The organism is Bacteroidales bacterium, from assembly GCA_014860585.1.
In the GTDB taxonomy this organism is placed as follows: Bacteria; Bacteroidota; Bacteroidia; order Bacteroidales; family 4484-276; genus RZYY01.
The window spans coordinates 23,991-42,264 of the sequence record JACZJL010000068.1 but is presented as its reverse complement, the minus strand read 5'-3'; the positions used below and the strand labels follow the sequence as shown (position 1 = coordinate 42,264).

Sequence of the window (18,274 nt, the reverse complement as noted above, 5' to 3'; positions counted from 1 at the left end):
TATTGTCAACGTTTATCTTGTTTGTAAAAAATTAGTTGAGCAAGTATCACAAGGATCATTGTTGCGATTGTGCTTAAAATTATCCTGAATAGGGTTTGTTTAAAATCTGAAAATCCGAAAACCTCCAGAAGGAATAGCATCGAATGATGGAGAAGGGTTAACAGGAAAGAGTAGGTAAGGAACCAGCTAAACCCTGATGATTTCATGCCGGGAGAAGAACCGGTTTCATTTTCTTTACCAGCAGTGAGCATGCGGATGATTGCTGGCCGGCAAAATGCCATAAAAACTGAAGCGCCGGCATGCATCCCCAATGAGTTGGAAAAGAAATCTACCCCCAGGCCAATTAAAAATGCTGATAGTAGCAAAACCCACCCCTTGGTTTCAAATGGCAGAAGAAGAATAAAATAGATGTAAAAAGAGGGATAAATATAGGCGCCAATTAAGATATGGTTGAACACCAGTACCTGGAGTAAAAGCATTAGTATAAACCTGATGACTTGCTGAATAATCATTGTTATTTTTTACTAATTTTGGGTCTCTGACTTTTGCAGGATCATTAACTCATCAATTAAAACATTCTTAACTACATAAACATAGGACAGCTTATTAAAATCAACAGTGAATCGTACCTTCACCTGATAAAAGTTTTCACCGGGGTCAAGCCGGAAATTTTCAACAACCCCAATCAGGCGACCTTCAGGAAATACATGGGAAAAACCGCTTGTAACAACCGAATCACCAACTATAATCTGAACGTGTGACGGAATGTCAATCAATTTTCCCATTCTGTAATTTTCTCCGTCCCATTGCAGTGATCCAACCTGGTTGGAGCTTTTCAGTTTTGCGCTCACACGTGAATTACGGTTTAAAACGGACATCACCGAACTGAAATGAGTGGAAACTTCGATAACCTGTCCCACCACGCCATCAGGGGCAATTACAGCCATGTTGGGTTTTATCCCCTGCAGCCTGCCTTTATTAAGTTTCATGTAATTGTTTCGTCGGTTGACAGAGTTGCTGATAACTTTTGCGGCCACATAATCGTATTGTCTTAAATAGCCACTGTCATTGCTGTTGATTTTTTCAGTTCCCAGGTAAAGATAAGCGTCTTTAGATCCCGCCAGTAGTCGTGCATTTTCTTCAGCCAGCTTTTGATTGGCATACCGCAGGGTGAGATAATCTGAAAAATTATCTACAACCGATAGGATATTACCGGTGATTCCATTTGTGCTGTTGATGGCCACCGTCTTTTGGTAATAATTGTTTTGGACCATCATCACAAACGAGATAACCATTAGCAGCAAAAACAGGAAGTAAAATGAATATTTCCAGATAAATGCGAATAAATTTTGCATTTGCGCTAGCGGGTTTTACTTATGCGGGGTTGGCATTAAAATATGATTTACTTTCCGGATCACTTTATCAGGAAGGTGAATTTATCGAAGTTCTTAAGGGCAATACCTGTACCGCGTGCCACAGCTCTCAAAGGGTCTTCGGCTACATGGATTGGCAGCTTGGTTTTCAGGTGCAAACGTTTATCTAGTCCTCTGAGCATGGAGCCACCCCCGGCCAGGTAGATCCCGGTTCTGAAGATGTCGGCCGACAACTCCGGAGGTGTCATCTCGAGTGCCTGTAGCACTGCCGTTTCAATTTTTGAAATGGATTTGTCGAGACAGTGGGCAATTTCGGTGTAGTTTACAATAATTTCTTTGGGGATGCCGGTGAGCATATCACGACCGTGAACGGCAAAATCATCGGGTGGATTGTCCAGTTCCGGCATGGCTGCTCCTACTTCAATTTTAATTCGTTCAGCTGTGCGTTCGCCGATATTAATATTGTGTTGTTTGCGCATGTACTCCTCGATGTCGGCATTGAAATCGTCGCCGGCAATACGGATGGATTTGTTGTTTACAATACCGCCAAGCGCAATTACAGCAATTTCGCTGGTACCACCACCGATGTCGATGATCATATTGCCGGTGGGTTCAAGCACGTCAATTCCGATACCGATTGCTGCTGCCATGGGTTCATGGATGAGTTTGACCTCTTTGGCGCCGGCCTGCTCAGCCGAGTCTTTTACCGCTCTCTCCTCCACTTCGGTTATCCCGGAAGGGATACAAATTACCATCTTTAATGCAGGTGGAAACAGTGAATTACGAATACCGATCATTTTGATCATCTCTCTGATCATAAATTCAGCGGCCTGAAAATCGGCAATCACACCGTCGCGCAGCGGCCTGATGGTTTTGATGTTTTCGTGCGTTTTCCCGTGCATCATCTGGGCGCGCTTGCCCACGGCGATGATTTTGCCAGAACTGCGCTCAATGGCTACAATTGATGGTTCGTCAACAACTACTTTATCGTTATATATAATAATGGTGTTGGCTGTGCCAAGGTCAATAGCGATTTCTCTTGTAAAAAATGAAAATAAACCCATAGTATTATTAGCTCAAAATATTGTTCGATAATTCACTTAGTCAATATGCTTGATTGTTTAAGCAAACGCAAAACTACTCTTTTTAATGCTTGAAATGTCGTATTCCTGTAAAAGCCATTGAAATTTCCGATTTATTGCAAAATTCAATGGATTCGTTATCCTTTACAGAGCCACCGGGTTGAATAACTGCGCTTATGCCGGCTCTATGTGCAATTTCGATAGAATCGGAAAAGGGGAAAAAAGCATCGGAGGCCATTACTGCACCTTTAAGGTCAAATCCAAACGCATTGGCTTTTTCGATCGCCTGTTTTACCGCATCCACCCTTGATGTCTGGCCTATTCCGCTTCCCACCAGCTGTTTGTTTTTTACTAAAACAATAGCATTGGATTTGGTGTGCTTTACAATTTTATTAGCAAAGAGTAAATCTTCAATTTCATGGTGGGTTGGTTGTGCTGTGGTTACGATATTAAGTTGTAGCTCAGATTCAGTAGTAGTGTCCTTTTCCTGTTCGAGTACCCCGTTTAGCAGCGATTTGAACTGTCGTCCCTCTGGATGGAAACTTTTATGTCGCAGGATGATTCTGTTTTTCTTTTGCTTTAGCAACTGTAGTGCACTTTGCTCATAATCAGGAGCAATGATTACTTCGAAGAAGAGTTTATTGATTTCTGCTGCAGTTTCCTGATCAACCAGTGTATTTGTGATGATCACGCCTCCAAAAGATGAGAGCGGATCACCGGCCAGGGCCGCTTTCCATGCATCAGCCAGGGGCTCCCGCGCTGCCAGTCCACAGGCATTGTTATGCTTTAGGATGGCAATCACAGTTTCGTCAAAATCATTCACAAGATTTATGGCTGCATCAATGTCGTTCAGGTTGTTGTAGGAAATTGCCTTTCCATTCAACTGATCAAACATCGAGGTGAGATTTCCAAAGAAATTTCCTTGCTGATGCGGGTTTTCGCCGTAGCGCATCGGGGTTGCATCCAGTATACTCTGTTTAAAAACTGGTAGTCCAGCTTCGATATTAAAATAATTAAAAATAGCAGTGTCGTAATGCGAAGAAATATTGAATGCATGAGCAGCAAAGCGTTTCCTGTCTTCGATTGTGGTGTATCCGTCATTCTTGTTGTAAACCTCAATAAAATCAGCATAAAGTTTAATAGAAGGAATTACAACCACATCTTTGAAATTTTTTGCTGCAGCCCTGATCAGACTAATGCCCCCAATATCAATTTTTTCGATGATTTCTTTTTCGTCCGAAGAGCTTTTTAAGGTCTGCTCAAAAGGATACAAATCCACAATCACCAGGTCAATTGCAGGAATGGCATACTGTTTAAATTCAGCTTTATCCGCTTCATGGTCGCGTCGGCCAAGAATACCACCGAAAATGAGTGGATGCAGTGTTTTTACCCTCCCTCCAAGAATTGAAGGGTAAGAAGTAATATCTTCAACAAGCAGGGCATTGTAGCCCAACTCACTGATATAACCGTGAGTACCGCCTGTAGAAAGTATTTGAACACCATGTCGGCTTAACGTCTTTACCAGAACGTCAAGACCTGTTTTGTCGTAAACCGAGATCAGTGCTGAGGTGATTTTTTTCAATGTTGTGATGCTTAATTTGGTAGATGTGCTTTTTGCTCCATCATCCTTAAAAAAAGGAGGTTGCAAAAATATAGAAAAAAGTTTTGAGGGTTAATTTTTCCTTTTCTTTGTCCAAAAATAATCCTGTGAATAACAATTCAATAAAACTTAGTGCGTTTGGTTAAAATAGTTCCTGATTCGCCTTAATTTCTTAAAAAATTACCCGTTCCTTCCTATGTTTTTACTTTTAAAACTTATCAGAGAGAGTTATCTTTTTGCCTTCAACGCCATTGTGGTCAACAAGGTGCGGACGCTTCTATCATTATTAGGGATTACTATTGGTATTTTTTCAGTAATCTCGGTACTTTCTGTTTTCGATTCTCTCGAGCGAAGCATTCGCAGCAGTCTTGACGATTTGGGGTCCAATGTATTATTTATTCAGAAATGGCCCTGGATGATGGGAGGAGGGGATTATCCCTGGTGGAAGTACATGAACCGCCCTGAGGCTACCGTTGCTGAAATGGAAGAAATCCAGCATCGCAGTAATGCTACTGATGCAGCTGCTTTTATGTTCGATATTCAGCGGTCAGTGAGTTTTCGCAGTAATACTTATGAGGATGTTAACATCATTGCCATATCGCATGACCACGATAAAGTGATGCCGGTTGATATTCAGGAGGGGCGTTATTTTACGAGGCTGGAGTCACAAGGTGGGCGCAATGTGGCTATTATTGGCGCTAAAATAGCAGAAGAACTTTTTCCAGGTGTTGATCCGCTTGGTCAGACCATCAAAATAGGTGGCAACAGAGCTAATGTCATTGGAATTTTAAAGTTGCAGGGCGAAGGCGCTTTTGGTAATTCAAACGATGAGCAGGTTATGATACCTGTAAATTTTGCGAGGAATTTTGTGAACACCCGCAATATTGGAACAACCATCGTCGTCAAAGCCAAATCAGGTGTGTCCAACACGCAACTGATGGATGAAATGACAGGGATTATGCGTTCGTTGCGCAAGCTAAAACCCGGAGAAGAAAGTAATTTTGCACTAAATGAAGTGAGCGTAATCAATCAGGGACTGCAGGCATTCTTCAGTGGGCTGGCTGTTATTGGCTGGATCATCGGGGGATTCTCCCTTTTAGTCGGGGGGTTTGGAATTGCCAATATCATGTTTGTTTCGGTTCGTGAAAGGACGAATATCATTGGGATACAAAAAGCCATCGGCGCCAAAAATTATTTCATCCTGCTACAGTTCCTGTTCGAAGCAGTGTTCCTTTCACTTCTTGGCGGGATCATTGGGTTAATCCTTATTTTTATCGGAATGTTGTTATTTCAGGATGCTATGTCGTTTCCGCTAATTCTTTCACAAAAAAACATTTTGTTGGGGCTTGTAATCTCCACTTTTATTGGATTGATTTCCGGATTTGTTCCAGCCTGGGTTGCCGCCCGCCTCGATCCTGTTGAAGCCATCCGGTTTGGATATTGATCACTTTCAAAACACGAACTTTACCTTTTGAGGGAAATTTTGGTGTTAATTCAATGGACATGCATGGAAGAGGAAAGTTGTTTACCGGCATACAATGAATAATTTATTAAGTGAGAAAACATTGAAAATATGGTTTTACCTGACGACATTTTCATGAGAATGCTGAAAAATGATCAAAAAATTATTTCGCCGGTTTAAATTTTAAACAATTTTGCCGGAGACAATGTTTAAGTAAAGATTAACAATACTAAGATGAGCACAGAAAAAATACTTGAAACCCTGGGTTATATTACCAAGAAAGAAACCCTGGCCTCTATTGAGCACGATACTGCCAATGCCCTTGTTCTTGAAACCCGGGAACCCTATCCCGGATATCATGGAACCACTATACCTGATCATCTTAAACCGATGAGCCTTTTCCTGGTTACGGATAAAAAGTACTCGGGTGAACACATTATCAGAGCGACAATGGCAGTGAAAAAGCACTATCCAGATCATTTTGATGCTACGCCTGGCCTGGTAACGGTTTTTAATGTGATGCATCCGTGCATCAGGATTAAGGACATGGCCTCCTACAAAAATATTCATGAGTTGATTGAAGCCTACCGTAAAGCCGGTGTGGAGTTTATGAAGGACAAAGTCATTGAACCTTTTGAAGGGTTGATCAAAATCAGGAAGTATTTCAACCTGAAGGAAGTTGGTAATGATTTTTATATCGATATCGATGTTCCCTCCATGGCTTATTTTAAAATACCCGGACTGATCAGTTGGGAGCTGTTTGAAGACATTACCCTAAGGCTGAAACCCAATTCGGAATACAACAACTTCGATGCTGCGCTTGGGGTATTTTTTACTCCAAAAGGTGTTATTGATACCATCCGCATTTATCACGAAGAAATTGATATGGCCAACATCATTTATCTTCGTGGTAAGTATCTTGAAGAAATCGAGCGATTGTTCTGATTTCTCAGGATGAAATCATTTAGAGGAAAAGGTTGTTTCATGGTTGTCTGTAGAGATGATCAGCATTCCATGGTAAATAAAGACTTTTAATGTTTTTTTAATTCGAAGATGGTTCAAGGATAAAACCAATTTCGAGGATGCCCTGTGTGAAGTAGTTCGAATTCAGATTTTCGATTTCGAACTTGCAGATTCCCTTCTCACTAAAGGAGAATTGGGGGTGCGTCAACACTTTCTGCTCATAAAAACCATCACTTCTCTCCCCGGTTATTTCATCGTTGTTGACACTTCGTAGAAAAAGATTGTAATCCTTTACCCGCGAGTCACCTGAAGGAGTCACCATCTCAATATTCAACGGTAAAAGCCTCCCCTGGAAACTTTCATTATACCTGAGCACAAGATAGATATCCCAACGCTGTCGGGCATCGTGAACAGGAAATTCAAAATTAACAAACTCAAAGCGTTCCCAGACGCCATTCTTAAACTGGTGGAATTGAGAATGTTCGTCCTGTTTTTTGCATCCGCCAAGCCATAATGCGCCCCAAAGAATGATCAATATGATTTTTCTCATTTTTAACCCTTTTTAATCGCCTGAAAAATGATCAATAAAATAACTACCCAGGTAAAAGCGCCAAAGAAGGATATAACGACAGAGTTGCTGGATTTTATTTTAATGAATGGGAAAAGCAGAATTTTACCTAACCATCCCTTTTTTTGAATGAAGTAACTGGCTTCAACACATAGGTTTTCATTTTTCCCCGATGCCCTGAGAAGCTTGAAAAGATTTTCGGCATAGAGCCCGTAAGCACCGAAAACTGTCAGAAATAAGACGATCAAAACATTGATTCCCAATTGAAAATCAGTGATCGTTCGATATTGCAGGTAGAAAGTAAAAACTATTAAAACCAATGCTGCTATTATAGCCGCCAGGTAGATTAATTTCTTCATTTTTGCAGAATTCTGATTTTTGCAAAATTAACTGAAATCGGTAATGGCTAAAAAAGGAAGCAAGTTTTATGTTGTTTGGATTGGTCTTAATCCTGGTATTTACCGGAGTTGGGACGAATGTCAGGCACAGATCAGCGGATTTGAGGGTGCAAGATTCAAGTCATTTGCAACTGAAATTGAAGCTGTTGAGGCTTTCAGGGGGAATATGTGGAGCTATCTTGGGAAGAATTTGGGAGGTCCCACGATGAGTTTTGATGAAATAGAAAAAAGCCGCGAAGGAATTATCTGGGAAAGCATCTCTGTGGATGCAGCCTGCAGCGGAAACCCCGGTGTGATGGAGTACCAGGGTGTTTACACAAAAAACGGAAAACGAATCTTTCATGGTGGTCCTTTTGAGGAGGGAACCAACAACATCGGCGAGTTTCTGGCACTTGTGCATGCTTTGGCATTACTCAAAGAGAAAGGAAAAGTGATACCTGTTTACACTGATTCGGAAACTGCAAGGGCATGGGTTAAAAACAAACATGCCAAAACTAAACTCGAACAAACTTCGGGTAACGCAAAACTTTTTGAGCTGATTCAACGCGCCGAGAAATGGCTTAAAACCAACCTTTGGGAAACACCCGTTCTCAAATGGAACACTGAAAAGTGGGGAGAAATTCCGGCTGATTTTGGCAGAAAATAGCGAACCGACGATCAAATGATACATCCAGTAGATATAGCAGAGTTCAAGCGGTTACGGAAATCACTTCCCGCAGTTGATGTCCGGTCGCCGGGCGAGTTTACGGTCGGGCATATCCCCGATGCTTTCAATCTTCCGCTTTTCGATGATGAAGAGAGAAAAGCAGTGGGAATTACTTACAAGCAGCAAGGCCGTGAACCTGCCATTCTGAAAGGACTCGACCTGGTTGGATGTAAATTGTCCGGTTTTGTGAAACAGGCGCGAAAGATTGCACCGGGACGAAAGTTACTCTTGCACTGCTGGCGGGGTGGAATGCGTTCCGAAGGGATGGCGTGGCTTTTATCTACAGCCGGATTTGAGGTTAATGTGCTTAAGGGCGGATACAAGGCATACCGGCGTTTCAACAGCCGTTTTTGGGAAAAAGCCAGTAAAATGATCATTCTTTCCGGAAAAACAGGATCAGGTAAAACAGAAATCCTTCATGTCCTTCAACATTTGGGGCATCAGGTGCTTGATCTCGAACGCTTTGCTCATCACAAAGGGTCCGCATTTGGAGCGATCGGCGAAGTTGATCAACCCAACAGCGAGCAGTTTGAAAATGACCTTGCTGAAGTATGGCAGCTGTTTGATTTTCAAAAGCCAATCTGGATCGAGGATGAAAGCCGGATGATCGGCAGGGTTTTTATTCCGGAAATATTGCATTTCAAAATGAGCAAGGCTAGCGTCATCAGCCTTGAAATGCCAAAGAAATTGAGAATTGAAAGGTTGATTGATGATTATGCCAAATACCCGAAGCCACTGCTCATCCATTCAATCGAGAAAATCAGCCGGCGCCTTGGCGGGCAAAATATGAAAACTGCCGTGAACGCTATCGGGCAGGACGACTTTGGAACGGCCATTGACATTGTCTTAGATTATTATGACAAAGCCTATTGCTACGACCTGACTAAAAAAGTCAAGGACAAGACTTTTACAGTACCGGTACAAACTGCTGATGCAGAAGCCAACGCACGCGAAGTGATCGATTTCTGCAATAAATACCAACTCATTTAACAAACAGAATGGAAACCTCAATATACCTGGATTATAACGCAACCACACCGGTTGACCGTGAAGTTGCAGAGGCCATGCGCCCATTTTTGGAAGAGCTGTTTGGAAACCCCTCAAGCAGCCATATTTATGGGGTTCAAACCAGAAGGGCTGTGGAACAGGCCCGGCGCCAAATAGCAGCACTGCTCAACTGCTTCCCTGATGAGATCGTTTTTACCAGCGGTGGTACCGAGTCTAACAATTATGCCATCAAAGGGGTTGCATTTCAGAACCGCGACCAGGGGAATCATATCATCACCTCCACCATTGAGCATCCTGCAGTTACTGAGGTTTGCAGTTACCTGGAATCACAGGGTTTCAGAATTACTTATGTAAATGTTGATGAATTTGGGAGAGTAAATCCAGGTGACATCGAAAAAGCCATCACGCCGGCCACCATTCTCATCAGCGTCATGCACGCCAACAATGAAGTGGGAACGATTCAGGCCGTTTCTGAAATTGGGAAAATTGCCCAAAATCACGGAATAATTTTCCATTCCGATGCAGCCCAATCTGTTGGCAAAATTGACACCGATGTCAGGAAAATGGGTGTTGACCTGCTTTCAGTGGCCGGGCACAAGTTGTATGCACCTAAAGGGATTGGCGCTTTGTTTATCCGGCGGGGAGTGAAATTGCAAAAGCTGATGCATGGCGCCAACCACGAACAAAACCTGCGTGCCGGTACCGAAAACGTACTCGAAATTGTTGGTTTGGGAAAAGCGGCAGAAATTGCCAAACGGGATCTTGAAGCCAACACCCGACAGATGAAATCGTCCCGCGACTTGCTTCAACAACTGTTGACCGAAGCCCTGCCGGGCATCAAGTTAAACGGCCACCCTGATTTCCGGTTGCCAAACACATTGAGCCTGAGTTTTCCGAAAATTGAAGCCAATACATTGCTTGATGAACTGAAAGGGATCGCTGCCTCAGCAGGAGCTGCTTGTCATGCTGACCATGTGGATGTGTCGGCCGTACTAACGGCGATGAAAATTCCGGTTGATATTGCCATGGGAACCATTCGTTTTTCCACGGGGAAACTAAGTACTGCTGCTGATATGGAAAAAGCTGCACAAATCATAATTAAAGCAGTTCACAGGCTCAGGCCAAAAGAACATGTTACCCAAAATGTTGAAATTCAAACCGGAGAAATCAAGCTGACGAGTTTTACACATGGGTTAGGTTGTGCTTGTAAAATAAGGCCGCAATATCTCGAGCAGGTGCTTAAAGATCTGCCTCAGGTGTTCGATAAAAATGTGCTGATTGGCGCCAGCACATCCGACGATGCGGCAGTTTACCTGATCAATGAGAGCACTGCAATTGTTCAGACTGTTGACTTCTTCACCCCGGTTGTGGATGATCCGTATTACTTCGGCGCCATTGCTGCTGCCAATGCGCTGAGCGATATTTATGCGATGGGCGCAAAACCACTTTTTGCCCTCAATATCGTCGGATTTCCCGATAACCGTTTGCCCATGCAGGTGCTGAAAGATATTCTCAGGGGCGCCTCAGACAAGGCAGCTGAAGCTGGAATATCGGTACTTGGCGGGCACACAGTTGAAGACACCGAGCCAAAGTTTGGTATGGTGGTTACAGGAGTTGTTCATCCTTCAAAGGTGATTTCTAATGCCGGCGCCAAACCCGGCGATGTGTTGATTTTGACCAAGCCCATTGGGACCGGAATTATCTCCACTGCTGTTAAGCGGGGACTGGCAGATGAAAAAACTGCCCTATCAGCCCGCAATGTTATGGCCGAACTCAATGCAAAAGCAGCAAAATTAATGGAGTCATTTCCTGTAAATTCCTGCACCGATATCACCGGCTTCGGATTGCTTGGACATTTGAAGGAAATGGTAATGGCATCAGGAGTTCAGGTTAAAATAAACGCATCCATGGTGCCATTCATCGAAGGTACCTACGAATTGGCGATGGCCGGATCAATTCCCGGCGGAACCCGTAATAATCTCGATTTTGTCTCCGGGGTGGTTGAATGGGATAAAGACATCCCGGAAATTACCAGACTTATCCTTTGCGACGCCCAGACATCAGGAGGATTGCTGATTTCATTACCAAAAAAAGATGCAGAGGAATATATCCGGCAATTCGGACTTAGTGCGTCAATCATCGGAATGGTTTCGGAAAAACGGAACCATGTTGCCAATCCAATTTTCATCGGCGATTAGTCAGGTGAGTTAACCAGAAAAATGGAAAACTTTATAAATTATCACATCTGATTCCCCTTTCCGTATTACCTTTGCAACGCAAACCGATCATGCTAAAAACGATAATATCCATAAGATGAGCGAATTCATTCATCACGAATGTGGGGTTGCTCTGCTTAGGCTCCTGAAACCATTGGAATTTTACCAGGCAAAGTACGGAAGCCCTTTTTACTCGCTTCACAAAATGCATCTGATGATGCAAAAACAGCACAACAGGGGACAGGATGGCGCCGGAATTGCCAATCTGAAACTCGATGTGGAACCCGGGGTGAGATACATCAACCGTTTTCGCTCCAATTCCTCAACACCCATCATTGATATTTTTGAACATATTTACAGGCAATTTGCAAAAATTCAAACCCAACATCCTGAGCTGCTGAATGACTCAGGGTGGCTCAAGAAAAATCTCGAATTTACAGGAGAACTTTTCCTTGGACACTTGCGCTACGGTACTTTTGGCGGGCATAAGCTGGAAAACCTGCATCCGGTCCTGCGCGAAAATAACTGGATGACCAAAAGTCTTGTTCTTGCCGGAAACTTTAACATGACCAATGTGGATGAGCTGTTTGCCCAATTGGTTGAACTGGGACAATACCCGATCGAAACCACCGATACAATTACAATTCTTGAGAAAATTGGACATTTTCTGGATGAGGAGAATGAGGTGCATTACGAAAAATACAAAGGGTTGGGCTACGTAAAAAAAGAGATCACCGACAAAATAGTTGCCAACATCGACATTAAAAAAGTTTTAAGCCGTGCAGCCAAATATTGGGACGGCGGTTATGTGATTGCCGGTCTGCTCGGCCATGGCGATGCTTTTATCATGCGCGATCCGTCAGGGATCAGACCGGCTTTCTATTATTATGATGATGAGATAGCGGTTGCAGCCTCCGAACGCCCTGTACTTCAAACTTCATTTAATTTGTCTGCCGGAAAAGTCATGGAATTGAAGCCCGGTCATGTATTGATCATCAAAAAAGATGGCCGGATTGAGGAAGTGCCGTTTACCGATGTCAAAGAAAAGAGGTCATGCTCCTTTGAACGCATCTACTTTTCGCGGGGTACTGATACCGACATTTATAAAGAGCGAAAACGCCTTGGTAAGTTGCTAACACCGGCCATTCTGAAAAGCATTAATCATGACCTCGAAAACACAGTTTTCTCTTACATCCCAAACACAGCTTCAGTTGCATACAAAGGGTTGATCGAGGAGATCAACATATTTTGCAATCAGATTAAGACCGACCGTATCATGGAGCTTGGTAACGGGGCAACACCCGAAAAAATCGCTGAGATTCTGAAGTTCTCGCCAAGAGTGGAGGATATTGCAGTAAAAGACGTTAAACTCAGGACTTTCATATCAAAAGAAACCGGACGCGATGACCTGGTAGGTCACGTTTACGATATCACCTATGGTGTGATCAGGGAAGGGGTGGATAACCTGGTGGTGATTGACGATTCCATTGTAAGAGGCACAACCCTGAAGCAGAGCATCATCCGCATTCTGGACAGGCTCAATCCGAAAAAGATCGTGATTGCCTCTTCAGCACCTCAAATCCGCTATCCCGACTGCTATGGTATCGACATGACCAAACTCAGCGAATTTGTTGCTTTCAGGGCGGCTATTGAATTATTGCGCGACACCCGCCAGGAACATATCATCAATGAGGTATATAAAAAAGCCAAAGCCCAGGAGAACAAACCTAAAGAAGATATCATCAACCATGTGAAAGAGATTTACAGACCATTCACCGCACAACAGATTTCTGAAAAAATCTCCGCCATAGTTACACCGGCCGGTACGAAAGCAAAAATCGAGATCATTTATCAAACCATTGAGGACCTTCATGCAGCCATTCCGGGGCATACCGGCGACTGGTACTTTACCGGTAATTATCCTACACCCGGAGGGAACAAGGTGGTTAACCGGTCATTTATCAATTACATCGAAAACCGGAACGAGCGGGCATATTGATAGAACAAAATGCTTTCAATGAAGCCCTCATTGACCGGAGCATGAAGGAAAGGTAAATAGTGTGTCCTGTGAAATGAGCATCATATAGGATTTCCCCGGTTTAAGCGTTCCAAGCGTGTTTACTCCGATTTCAGGCCAATAAACGTTAACCCCATCGGCTGTTTTTATCACTTCAAAATTTAGCCCCATAATGTCTTGCAGCAGTTCCACAGGTTGATCGCACGAACTGACAATGGGGAATAGATTCCATCCGCTGAACAACGGCAGTTGCCCCTCAACCAGCTGATATCCTTCCATTGTAAGGCTGTCCGATGATAACATGTTAATGATCAGCCCTTTTGAAGTATCCCAGAAACCAATAGTATTGATATTCAATGCCGGCCAATACATCCCCTGCTCATTGACAGCGAAAATCAATTGATCAGCTACTGGGGCAAAGATGGCTTCGATAGAGGGGAAAACAGGTTGAATGTATGTGGAAATACCACTCCAGCCAGGCTCAATAGAGATGACCTGTGTATAAGTGGGCGGCAAAACATTGATGTAACCGGAAAGTATAAGCGTATCAGTCAGATATTGGTTAGCTGCAATCAGCGTCACATCCACATACCCGGGTTCCCAGAATGTGATGAAAGGGTTTTGCACAAAAGAAGAATCACCACTGCTGAAAATCCATTTCCAGTAATCCGGGCTGCCGGTAGTCAGGTCGAAAAACTGAACCTTTTCACCGATTTTCACTTCTTGAAAATTCGATGTAAAGCTTGCTACCAATGGCTCAATGATGGTGATAAAATTTTCTTTTATCCGGACATCCTGCTGATACTCGTTAGATACTGCAAGTTCGATTGTATATACACCGGGTTCACTATAGCTCGTCTCAGGATGTTGAATGACGGCATTACTGAAGTTACCGAAATCCCAAAACCAGGAATAAGGTTCTCCGATTGATAAATCCGTAAATTGGATGGTTTCATCAACAAATGCAACCTGTTTGTCAGTGGTAAAATCGGCCACAAGCGGGGGAAGGACTTTGATGTATTTGGTTTTTACTGTGTTTGATGTGTAATTATCCCTTTTAACCCGCAGAGATACATTGTACTCTCCACTATTGCTGTATTGATGCATCGGATACTGGGCGTAACTCGAAAATCCATCGCCGAAAGTCCAGAACCAGGTTTCAGGAAAACCGGACGAAAGGTCAGTGAATTGAATGGGCTGTCCGGGAATAACGATGGTGGTATCGGATGTAAAGTCAGCAGAAAGTGGCTCCCTGATGTAGATGTAATCGGTTTTTGTTTCGGTGGATGATTGCATCAGGTTGTTTACGATGAGTGTCACTGTGTAGTAGGCTTCATCAGAATAAACATGAACAGGATGTTGAAGCATGGAAGTCTGCCCGTCGCCAAAGTCCCATAACCATTCTTCCGGGCTGCCGGTTGTCAGATCAGTAAAACTGATTGTTTGCCCGGTCCATGCAAACGTTGTGTCAACTTTAAAATCAGCAATAAGCGGAACCAGTATGGTGATATAGTTTGATTTGGTAATCGTGTTTTGCTGAAGCCCGGTAGCAATAGTGAGTGAAATCGAATAGGCGCCTGGGTCATTGAAAACCATTTCAGGATTTTGCAAAGTGCTTGTCAACCCATTGCCGAAATCCCAGAACCAACTTGTCGGATCTCCCTGCGAATTATCATAAAAAGGAATTGTTTGGCCTGGTAATGAGGTAGTTTGATTTGTCGTGAAATCGGCAAAAATTGTGTCTTCCACATAAATGTAATTCGGTTTGGTTTCAGTGCTGGTTTGCAGAGGGTCATTTACTGTAAGGCTGATGGTAAAATAGCCCTCCTGGCTAAATGAATGGACAGGGTTCGGCAGAGTTGAAGTCATACCATCGCCAAAATCCCAAATCCATCCGGTTGGATTACCAAGCGACAAATCGTTGAAACTGACCTGCTGACCGGTTAACAAGTTAACGGGGCTGCCCTCAAAATTAGCAATCAAAGGCGAAAGAATATGGATATAATTTGTTTTGGTGATCGTATTTTGCTGATAGGCATTGGTTACTGTGAGAGAAACCGAATAGAGCCCGGGGGTGCTGTAAGTCACCATCGGATTTTTAACGGTGCTGGTTGTTCCATTCCCAAAATCCCAATACCAGGTGGTCGGGATTCCAATCGATTGGTCGGTGAAATTAATAACCTGTCCGGGTAGTGACGTAGTAGCGCTGGAAAAGAAATTGGCTATAAGCGGCGTCAGAACCTGAATGTAGTTCGTCCTGGTTTTTGTATTGCTCTGTGACCCTTTTTGCACCATCAGCGAAACGGTATAAATTCCTGGCTGGGTGTATGTTTTTGAAGGATTTTGCTGAAAACTTAGGGTTCCGTCGCCAAATGTCCACATCCAACTGGTTGGATTGCCTACTGATAAATCGGCAAACTGCACCGGACTTCCGGGTAAAACTATGGTGGGGGCGCCCACAAAATCAGCAACCACTGGCTGATCAACCACGATGAAATTCTGCCTGGTAACCGAGTGAACATATTGCCCTGAACTAACCTGCAATGTTACAGTGTAGATCCCCGGATTTGTGTAAATCTTTTGAGGATTCTGCTGAAAACTGAAAGTGCCATCACCAAATGTCCACATCCAATTGAAGGTCCCCCCGGTTGTGTAAATTGTCTGATCGGTAAATTGAACGGTGAGCGGTGAAAATCCTGTTCGTGGGGTTGCAGCAAAATCAATATGAAATGGTACAAAAAACTTCGCATCAAAAGCCCCGTCCCAAACCACCGGAGGGACATCCAATTGAAGGTTCCCATCGGCTGTAAACTTGTATTGCGCCGAATCAATCGTTGCATTGCCATTATACCAGTTGATTTTGTAAAGCCCCGGGCTGAGGTTTTGCATGTTAATTTTTCCACCACTGTAAGGAGGGGGAGGGCCACTTTCAAGCAGCCGTTTCCAATTGTAATTGATATTTTGGAACCAACCGAGAACCTGATTGTTTTTTCTTAGTGTAAATGCCCGAATCTGTGGCTTGTAGTTTTCGAGCTGGTATTTCTCGATGCGCATGATACCGGTTCCGGAATTTTCCACATCAATAAAGTGAAACCCTTCAGGAACATCAATACTGTAAGTGGTATTGGCCGAAGCATTAGTGTTGATAATGGAAACGCCGTTAAGCCTGATCCTGATTTTTGACAAAACAACCGTATTCCCTGTCCTGACTTTAAATTTACCGGGTTTAATATAATGGACATGAAATTTGGGGGGATTGCGCAAAGAGTTATAAAGACTGCCGTACAGATGCTGCCCTAAGTCCATTTCTGTAGGACTTATCGAACCGGAAGGGCCGATGGTAAAATCATTGGACGGCGCCTTTTGTGAGGTAGACGAAAAATCAGGGAAAACTTCCAGTGTTTCATGCACATTACTTGATGTGAGCGGGAGATCGTGGTACCAACTGATGTCGTTGATGTTGGCCTGGTTAATCAGCGATGATATCGGTTGAAAATAGCTAAAGAAACCGTTTGGGTACAGATAGTTATCCCACCACCACGACATGGCCGATCCCATTGATCCTGAAAAAACCGAGGACCATAGTACATTGTGAAATGCCACGCCATTGGGGTCGGATTGGTAGATTACTGAGGGGTCATGTCCAAGTGCAAATTCACCGACAATGTGAGGTTTTTGGTACCTGTCGAGGTAGTATTTCGAATAATTATAGACCTTCATTTCAAGGTCGGGAATATTGGCATAAATGTGCGATTGCGTGTAATCTGCCTGACTGCTGTTCCAGTAATTGGGGTCGTTTTGTGGCCATGCAAATCCCGATGACACCGGACGGTCGTAGTTGTCAATATTCCTGATATAATCCGACATCTCATTCACCCAATTGTAGGTCTGGGTATAGTTGCTGCTGTAAAATCCTGTATTGTCAGTTTCCGACATCACCTCCCAGGAGTGAAGATACGACGAGTAACCCCACCGCGCATTGGAGTAACGCATCTTTTGTTTGTAATTTTTTTTGGCAGTGGCATTGGTGAAAAAATCTTGGGGGTTATTACATGGGCCGCCATTTGAACTTTTATAAGGATTTTCATTCCAACCGGTTGTGTAATCAGTTCGTAACTCGTCGTGCACAAGGAAGTGAAACTGACAATAGATGTTTTGCTGCTGCAACTTTTCAAAAACCCAGTCAAGTCCCCAGGCGCGGTTTTGCCGACCGGTGTAATTTCCTAAAGATCCCGCCCCCCATTCCAATCCGAAAATCCAGGGCGCCATGGTAATCTTAACATAATTTCCCCCATTATTTTTCAATGAATTAAGCCAGTCATTGTAAATTGTGAAACCCGATGCCCATTCAGTCCAGGCCAGGTTTGTTCCCAAAGCCAGGAATCGGTTTCCGTTGTCGTAAAGCAAATGATCACCATCCCTTTTAACAAATCCTTTGTGTGATGAGTTAGTACAACTAAACTGCTGGGAAATATGCGTTGTGCTTCCCTGGGTATCAGTTAATTTAACCAAATAGGACCAGGTTCCTGTTTCGTTCGGTGCAAAACGGATCCGCCAGTCCGGCTGTCCGTTTGGAACAAGAACATTGGGTTGTGTCATCGTGAAATCCTGGTAATAGAACCCGTCAACGACGAATACCTTACCGGTGGGCGAGGTGAAGGTGCATTGCAGGTTTACCTGGTCGAAGTCGTAAGGTGAATTGAAAGTTGCAGTTAAATTAACCGTAAGTTCAAGTTTTTCATACCTGGGAACAGAAGTGTTGTTGGGTGTAACGGAGAGGATTTGCGGATTGGCTCCAGCAGAGGCTTTTGCGATGCAAATCAATAAAACAAAAGCAATGATATTATGATAAAATTTACCCATGCAACATTATTTCAGCGG

13 protein-coding genes are annotated in these 18,274 nt (G+C 43.5%); 6 read left to right on the top strand and 7 right to left on the bottom strand.

The window, feature by feature from the left end; genetic code table 11:
• Nucleotides 1-5: 5 nt before the first annotated feature.
• The 4 genes from IH598_07380 to purH form a co-directional block, all read right to left on the bottom strand.
• On the bottom strand, nt 6-512 hold the full coding sequence (locus IH598_07380; protein ID MBE0638324.1) for a rod shape-determining protein MreD: 507 nt from the start codon (nt 510-512) through the stop codon (nt 6-8).
• 12 nt (nt 513-524) lie between these two features.
• On the bottom strand, nt 525-1,355 hold the full coding sequence (gene mreC, locus IH598_07375) for a rod shape-determining protein MreC (GenBank protein MBE0638323.1): 831 nt from the start codon (nt 1,353-1,355) through the stop codon (nt 525-527).
• Between the two features lie 59 nt (nt 1,356-1,414).
• On the bottom strand, nt 1,415-2,437 hold the full coding sequence (locus tag IH598_07370) for a rod shape-determining protein (GenBank protein ID MBE0638322.1): 1,023 nt from the start codon (nt 2,435-2,437) through the stop codon (nt 1,415-1,417).
• Between the two features lie 82 nt (nt 2,438-2,519).
• A complete protein-coding gene (purH, locus tag IH598_07365; GenBank protein MBE0638321.1) occupies nt 2,520-4,046 on the bottom strand; it encodes a bifunctional phosphoribosylaminoimidazolecarboxamide formyltransferase/IMP cyclohydrolase in 1,527 nt (508 codons plus the stop codon).
• 205 nt (nt 4,047-4,251) lie between these two features.
• Between purH and IH598_07360 the strand changes: the two genes are divergently transcribed.
• Both IH598_07360 and IH598_07355 read left to right on the top strand, forming a co-directional pair.
• Complete coding sequence (locus IH598_07360) at nt 4,252-5,499, top strand: ABC transporter permease (protein ID MBE0638320.1); 1,248 nt, start codon at nt 4,252-4,254, stop codon at nt 5,497-5,499.
• Between the two features lie 252 nt (nt 5,500-5,751).
• The gene (locus IH598_07355; GenBank protein ID MBE0638319.1) at nt 5,752-6,462 is read left to right on the top strand and encodes a hypothetical protein; all 711 of its coding nucleotides are present in this window, start codon (nt 5,752-5,754) and stop codon (nt 6,460-6,462) included.
• A gap of 97 nt (nt 6,463-6,559) precedes the next feature.
• Here the strand turns inward: IH598_07355 and IH598_07350 are convergent, their stop codons facing one another.
• A complete protein-coding gene (locus IH598_07350; GenBank protein ID MBE0638318.1) occupies nt 6,560-7,030 on the bottom strand; it encodes a hypothetical protein in 471 nt (156 codons plus the stop codon).
• A gap of 2 nt (nt 7,031-7,032) precedes the next feature.
• Nucleotides 7,033-7,407, bottom strand: coding sequence for a hypothetical protein (locus IH598_07345; protein ID MBE0638317.1), 375 nt, complete (start codon nt 7,405-7,407; stop codon nt 7,033-7,035).
• Nucleotides 7,408-7,450: 43 nt separating this feature from the next.
• Between IH598_07345 and IH598_07340 the strand changes: the two genes are divergently transcribed.
• The 4 genes from IH598_07340 to IH598_07325 all read left to right on the top strand — a co-directional run bounded on the left by IH598_07340 (nt 7,451) and on the right by IH598_07325 (nt 13,375).
• Nucleotides 7,451-8,092 carry a ribonuclease H family protein gene (locus IH598_07340; GenBank protein ID MBE0638316.1) on the top strand — a complete coding sequence of 214 codons (642 nt, stop codon included), beginning with the start codon at nt 7,451-7,453 and terminating at the stop codon, nt 8,090-8,092.
• A 15-nt stretch (nt 8,093-8,107) separates the two neighbouring features.
• Nucleotides 8,108-9,142, top strand: a complete 1,035-nt coding sequence (gene mnmH / locus IH598_07335; GenBank protein ID MBE0638315.1) for a tRNA 2-selenouridine(34) synthase MnmH — start codon at nt 8,108-8,110, stop codon at nt 9,140-9,142.
• A gap of 8 nt (nt 9,143-9,150) precedes the next feature.
• Complete coding sequence (gene selD / locus IH598_07330; protein MBE0638314.1) at nt 9,151-11,358, top strand: selenide, water dikinase SelD; 2,208 nt, start codon at nt 9,151-9,153, stop codon at nt 11,356-11,358.
• Between the two features lie 115 nt (nt 11,359-11,473).
• The gene (locus IH598_07325) at nt 11,474-13,375 is read left to right on the top strand and encodes an amidophosphoribosyltransferase (GenBank protein MBE0638313.1); all 1,902 of its coding nucleotides are present in this window, start codon (nt 11,474-11,476) and stop codon (nt 13,373-13,375) included.
• Nucleotides 13,376-13,402: 27 nt separating this feature from the next.
• Here IH598_07325 and IH598_07320 read toward each other — a convergent pair whose 3' ends face one another.
• Entirely contained in the window at nt 13,403-18,256 is a 4,854-nt protein-coding gene (locus IH598_07320) for a PKD domain-containing protein (protein MBE0638312.1), read from the bottom strand.
• Between the last annotated feature and the right edge of the window lie 18 nt (nt 18,257-18,274).

Excerpts from the sequence above, each read along its gene's own strand:
- IH598_07380 (MBE0638324.1), bottom strand. The coding sequence starts at position 512 with ATGATTATTCAGCAAGTCATCAGGTTTATACTAATGCTTTTACTCCAG.
- mreC (MBE0638323.1), bottom strand. The coding sequence starts at position 1,355 with ATGCAAAATTTATTCGCATTTATCTGGAAATATTCATTTTACTTCCTG.
- IH598_07370 (MBE0638322.1), bottom strand. The coding sequence starts at position 2,437 with ATGGGTTTATTTTCATTTTTTACAAGAGAAATCGCTATTGACCTTGGC.
- IH598_07360 (MBE0638320.1), top strand. The coding sequence starts at position 4,252 with ATGTTTTTACTTTTAAAACTTATCAGAGAGAGTTATCTTTTTGCCTTC.
- IH598_07355 (MBE0638319.1), top strand. The coding sequence starts at position 5,752 with ATGAGCACAGAAAAAATACTTGAAACCCTGGGTTATATTACCAAGAAA.
- IH598_07350 (MBE0638318.1), bottom strand. The coding sequence starts at position 7,030 with ATGAGAAAAATCATATTGATCATTCTTTGGGGCGCATTATGGCTTGGC.
- IH598_07345 (MBE0638317.1), bottom strand. The coding sequence starts at position 7,407 with ATGAAGAAATTAATCTACCTGGCGGCTATAATAGCAGCATTGGTTTTA.
- IH598_07340 (MBE0638316.1), top strand. The coding sequence starts at position 7,451 with ATGGCTAAAAAAGGAAGCAAGTTTTATGTTGTTTGGATTGGTCTTAAT.
- mnmH (MBE0638315.1), top strand. The coding sequence starts at position 8,108 with ATGATACATCCAGTAGATATAGCAGAGTTCAAGCGGTTACGGAAATCA.
- selD (MBE0638314.1), top strand. The coding sequence starts at position 9,151 with ATGGAAACCTCAATATACCTGGATTATAACGCAACCACACCGGTTGAC.
- IH598_07325 (MBE0638313.1), top strand. The coding sequence starts at position 11,474 with ATGAGCGAATTCATTCATCACGAATGTGGGGTTGCTCTGCTTAGGCTC.
- IH598_07320 (MBE0638312.1), bottom strand. The coding sequence starts at position 18,256 with ATGGGTAAATTTTATCATAATATCATTGCTTTTGTTTTATTGATTTGC.